Annotated in this window: 3 protein-coding genes and 3 pseudogenes; 2 read left to right on the top strand and 4 right to left on the bottom strand. The window is 67.8% G+C overall.

What is annotated here, in order from left to right; translation table 11 throughout:
- Nucleotides 1-153: 153 nt before the first annotated feature.
- Nucleotides 154-387 (top strand): annotated as a pseudogene (locus tag ACWDA7_RS50610) (hypothetical protein); the annotation flags it as partial.
- On the opposite strand, the gene ACWDA7_RS50605 reads toward ACWDA7_RS50610, so the two are convergent.
- The 3 genes from ACWDA7_RS50605 to ACWDA7_RS50595 form a co-directional block, all read right to left on the bottom strand.
- A complete protein-coding gene (locus ACWDA7_RS50605) occupies nt 315-464 on the bottom strand; it encodes a hypothetical protein (protein WP_450614684.1) in 150 nt (49 codons plus the stop codon). The pseudogene ACWDA7_RS50610 and the gene ACWDA7_RS50605 overlap by 73 nt on opposite strands.
- Before the next feature lie 282 nt (nt 465-746).
- Nucleotides 747-2,918, bottom strand: coding sequence for a SpoIIE family protein phosphatase (locus ACWDA7_RS50600; RefSeq protein ID WP_450614682.1), 2,172 nt, complete (start codon nt 2,916-2,918; stop codon nt 747-749).
- Between the two features lie 458 nt (nt 2,919-3,376).
- Nucleotides 3,377-3,655: a hypothetical protein gene (locus ACWDA7_RS50595; RefSeq protein WP_450614680.1), complete on the bottom strand. Its 279-nt coding sequence runs from the start codon at nt 3,653-3,655 to the stop codon at nt 3,377-3,379.
- Nucleotides 3,656-3,948: 293 nt separating this feature from the next.
- On the opposite strand from ACWDA7_RS50595, the pseudogene ACWDA7_RS50590 reads away from it, so the two are divergent.
- A pseudogene (locus ACWDA7_RS50590) lies at nt 3,949-4,053 on the top strand (transposase); the annotation flags it as partial.
- A gap of 43 nt (nt 4,054-4,096) precedes the next feature.
- Here ACWDA7_RS50590 and ACWDA7_RS50585 read toward each other — a convergent pair.
- Nucleotides 4,097-4,277 (bottom strand): annotated as a pseudogene (locus ACWDA7_RS50585) (IS200/IS605 family accessory protein TnpB-related protein); the annotation flags it as partial.
- Nucleotides 4,278-4,702: the final 425 nt, after the last annotated feature.

Below are 4,702 nucleotides of genomic sequence, written 5' to 3'. Positions count from 1 at the left end.
TACCACCTACCCACACCCGGCCCACCCGGCACCGAACCCGACCGAAGCCCACCAGAAGATCACTTTCAAACCACGTCGGTGGATCGAGGCTTAGGCGGAGCGATCGCCTGCGTCACCACGAAAACCGTTGCCTGAATCCGGTCTGGACAAGAAATGCCCCATGGACCACAGAGCTACAACGCGGCGCTCGCTGATCTGCGAGGGGTGCGTGACGAGAAACCTGGCTCTGCGGCCCGGTACCTCGGCGCGACGTACGCCCTGGCCTCGGTCGGGCTGCGCGCGACGCAACGCAGCATCTTGCAGAAGCTCAGCGCTCACGGCGGAATGACGATCACCAGCCTCGCGGACATGATCGCGATGGACCGTACGACGATGGCTTCGAACCTCAAGCCGCTGGCGCGGGAGGGGCTGGTGACCGTCGAGCCGTCGGCGGCTGACCGTCGCGCACGGATTGTTGCGATCATGCCAGAGGGATCTCCCGGACGAAGGCGGCGCTGCCGCTGTGGCGGGAAATGCAAGCCCGGTTCGAGGAGCGCTTCGGAGCCGAGAGGCAGCCCGGTTGCGCGCGGCCCTCGAAGCCGTCCTCCAAACCGGCTCCACGCCCTGGGCCGAGTGAGGCTCGACTTCGACAGCGCTGCCGGAAGCAACGTCGGCTGGGTAGTCACCGGATACCTGCGCATCAAACGGGTCCCCCGTGCTCGACGCATCAGGCCTCTTGACGGCGTAGGAGTGCATCACGGCTCCGCTTACGTGATGGGCACCTCCACCGAGACCGTCTTGCCCCGGCCGTTCGGAGAGCTGTTCCATGATCCGGACAGAGCCTCCACGATGAGCAGACCGCGGCCGTGCTCGGCCTGTGTGTTGTCCTCTTCACTAAGCGCCAGGGGCGACGGGACCGGCGGGTTGCTGTCGGAGTCCCGTACCTCGAGCCTGATGTGATCCGCGAATGCCCGTAGCCGGACGTCGACGTCGCTGCCGGCGTGGATGAGTGCGTTGGTCACGATCTCGGAGGCGATGAGCTTAAGGGCGTCCGACATCTCGGCCAGTCCCCAGGCGCTCAGCCGGTCGCCCACGAAGCTGCGTGCTTTCTTGACTCCCGGCAGGTCGCGTTGCTGGATCTGCAGGCTGCCCGTCCGCGGCGCGCGCTCACCGAGAACATGCTCATAGCGGGCCAGGAGCAGGACCGCGTCGTCGCGGCGCTGCTGGGGGCCTGAGACATCGGCGATCAGGCGGTCGGCAAGCTGCTCGAGATCGGCCCCAGTCTCCCGGCTGCCGGAGCGAAGCAGCGCCCGTGCACCGTCTCCCGGGCCGGCCGCGTCCGAGCCGACTAGGCCGTTCGAGTACAGCATCAGGAGGGATCCGGGCCCGATAGTGTGCTCACGGCCTTGGTAGGCATGGTGCGTCGTGACGCCCAGGGGCAGGTTGGCGGGGGCCTCGAGGGCGCCGATGGTCCCGTCGGCCCCTTGCACCAGCGGCTCGGGGTGGCCGGCCAAGGCCACCTCAGCCGTGCCGTCGGCCGTGTCGAGGGTGACGACGCAGCAGGTCACGAGCAGGTCTGTGCCGAGTCTGGCGAGCAGCCTGCCGGTCCGCTCGAGCACTGCGGCGGGGCGGTGCCCTTCGGTTGCGTAGGCAGCCACCGCTGTGCGCACCTGGCCCATGAGGGCGGCGCTTTCCAAGGTGTGGCCTTCCACGTCGCCGACGACCAGCACCACGCGTTCACTCGGTGCTTCGATCACGTCGTACCAGTCGCCGCCCACCTTGGAGGTGACCGTGGCGGGCCGGTACCGCGCTGTGGTGGTCAGTCGGGGCAGCTCGCAGAGCGTGGGCGGCAGAAGCCGCCTTTGGAGGTACTCACAGGCTTCACGCTGCTTTGTGGCCAGTTCAACGCGTTCGACTGCCGCCCCCAGCGCTCCTGCCATCGTGTCGAGGATGGCCCGCTCCTCGGGCGGGAAGTCGCGGGGGCCGTCGAACGACAGGCAGCAGACGCCGACCACCCTCCTGCCATCGATGAGAGGAAGGTCGATGACGTGCCTGCTTCCGATGAGCGGGAGGTACGCCTCGGCGTGTGACTCGCCGTCGGTGGGGGCGTAGTCGTCAGCCGACGGCCGGCAGTCGGAGATGAAAAGCGGGTGCCCTTGGACAGCCTCCGCGGCAGGTGTCCGGGCGTCCAGCCTGGCGCCATGGAGGTTGCGGACCATGTCGGAGGACGCCCCGCAGTGGCCCACGATCCACAGGCGGCCCTCGCTCGCCGAGGCAAGGACGAGGGCATTGGCGCCGAACGGGGACATGAGGCAGTACCGGGCTGTTGCAACGATGTGGTCCATGGTCGTGGCTTGGTTGAGCATGTCGGCCAGGCGCCGCAGTGGATACATCAGGCTGGTTCCCGCGGAGCTGGGGGCATCGAACACTCCCCGGCCCGGCGTAGCGACGCCGGTATCCGCATCGCCCGCCGGTACGAGTACCGGCGTGGGTCCGGGCGTGATCGCAACGCCACTGTCGGCGAGCTCGGCGAGGGCCGCGGCCAGCTCGTCACTGATGTCCTGCAACTCTGTACAGTCCGCCGGTTGGTAGTCGCCGTGGGTCTCCAGGCGAAGGACGCTCAGGGCGCCGAATCGGTGGTCGGCATGGATGACGGGGGCCGAAAGGGCGATGTAAGGGTAGGGCAGCACATACTGCTGATCTGCTTCGGCCGGGTCGGGATCGGCGAGGACCGCCACCTTTCCCGAGGCCAGGGCCCGTGCGGAGGCATACGGCGCGTCCAGGTCCATCCGTCCTGGGACCGTGAAGAGAGAAGGCGGGACGCCGCCGATCACGGCCACTTGAAGTTGGGTACGGGCCTCGTCCAGGAGGTAGACCGCTGCTGTCACGGCGTCCAGCCGCTGCACGGCCTCGCGAACAGCACATTCCAGGACCGCCACCAAACGAGGGCACCGGATCGGTGCGGACCCGCTCTCGGGGCGGTGCTCTCCGACTGCCCTGTTGCTCGTCACAGAACGGCTCCCTCGCCAGCAAGTATAGGTCCGATGTCCCGAACAACGACCGGAGAACTCCTGCTCAGCGCATCGGCCCGGCACTCACCATGTGAGTGCCGACAATTCATCCGTGCAGGTCAGTTGCCTGCCGGCGACCGCCGACGATCCTCTCAGACTTCAACTACCGGGACGGCTTGATCGAACGCGTTCAATCTTCGGCCCCTGTGGCCCCCAACCGAGCCCTTCGAGTCGTCTGGGCCTTGCATGGAGTGAGTTTTCGGCACCACAGGGATCCTGGTGCCCATCTTCTTATGTGGCGAGGGGTGAGTTCGAGCCAGGTGAGGTAACTGGTGCGGGTGCGGTCCAGGGGCGGTTGTGTCACCAGGCGTGGCGTCTGATCAGGTTCAGGGCCGATACGTTCTCAGTAGGTGATCTTGAGGAGGGCGGTGGCATGCTCGGGGGTGTGACCGGTAGTGGTCGGCTGCGACGGCGAGGTTGGCCCAGTCGGCCTGGCGCACCAGTCCGACGGCGAGGTTGGCCCAGTCGGCCTGGCGCACCAGTCCGACGGCGAGGTTGGCCCAGTCGGCCTGGCGCACCAGTCCGACGGCGAGGTTGCGCAGAGTGACCATGGCGCCGGGCGCGCTGCCTGTGCGGCTCTTGGAGGCATCCTCGGCAAACGACACGTCTCGTACGCGGCGCAAGGCCTCTACGGACCAGTGATCCTGGACGAGTTGGGCCAGGCGTACGTCGCGACGAGCGCGAACACGCTGATCAGGCTATTGCGGAAGCTTCCGGACGAGCCGGTCAGCGCCGCGCCGCGCGTCCTGGGAGTGGACGACTTCGCGGTCAAGAAAGGCCACGTCTACGGAACGGTCCTGCTGGACATGGAGACGGGCGAGCGCGTGGACTTGCTACCCGACCGCACGGCGGAGACGTCGCCCGCGTGGCAGCGTGAGCACCGCGGCGTCGAGGTCGTGTGCGGGACCGGGCCAGCGCGTATGCGGAGGCTGTCCGCGCCGCAGCGCCGGACGCGGTCCAGATCGCGGACCGGTTTCATATCTGGAAGATCCTGTGCGAGGCGGTCGAGAAGTGCGTCCTCACGCACGGCTCCTGCCTCGCAGAGCCGTCTGTGGTCCGGGAATACGGGGGCGGGTTCTCTCACGCCCCGGAGCTATGAGGTGCGGCCTGGACGGTCCGATGCCCCGCACGATCGCTCCGGTCGTGCGGGGGCGGTGCCGTATGTCGCCGGATCGGGTGCCCCAGGGCGCGCCTGCCGATCGCCACCGCTGCCCCATGGTGGCGAGTGGGCAGCGAGCGGACGGTACGCCGCCGCAGGCAGTCCGTGCGGGTCGGCAGGAAGCCAGCTCCCACGGTCACCGAGGAGTTGACCGCACGTTAGGTCCCCCGGTTGATCACCAGCCGCCCGGACCGCCTCGACGAGGACGGCGCGCGCAAGCTCAAAGAGCTGCTGGCCCTGCGGGTGCCGATAATTCATCTGTGCAGTCTGAATCCCATGGCGGGGTCCGCTGCGGCTGCCCTTGGGTGTGCTGACCTGGGCGGACGAGGTTTTCGGCAAGAGCAGGATCTTGGTGGTTAACTCCAACTCTCATGCTGCAAGGCTGAGTTGCAGCCTGGCGAGATGGCTGTGGTTGGCGCGGTCGAGGGGTCTGCCGTTCCACCAGGCGTGGAGTCGGATGAGGTTCAGGGCGGCGGCGCTGGTGGTGTGGTCG

This window comes from Streptomyces sp. NPDC001156 (assembly GCF_053598275.1).
The sequence above is the reverse complement of the archived record's forward strand: the minus strand, read 5'-3'. Positions and strand labels throughout refer to the sequence as shown.

Coding starts and splice junctions, on each gene's coding strand:
- ACWDA7_RS50605 (WP_450614684.1), bottom strand. CDS start 464: ATGATCGCAACAATCCGTGCGCGACGGTCAGCCGCCGACGGCTCGACG.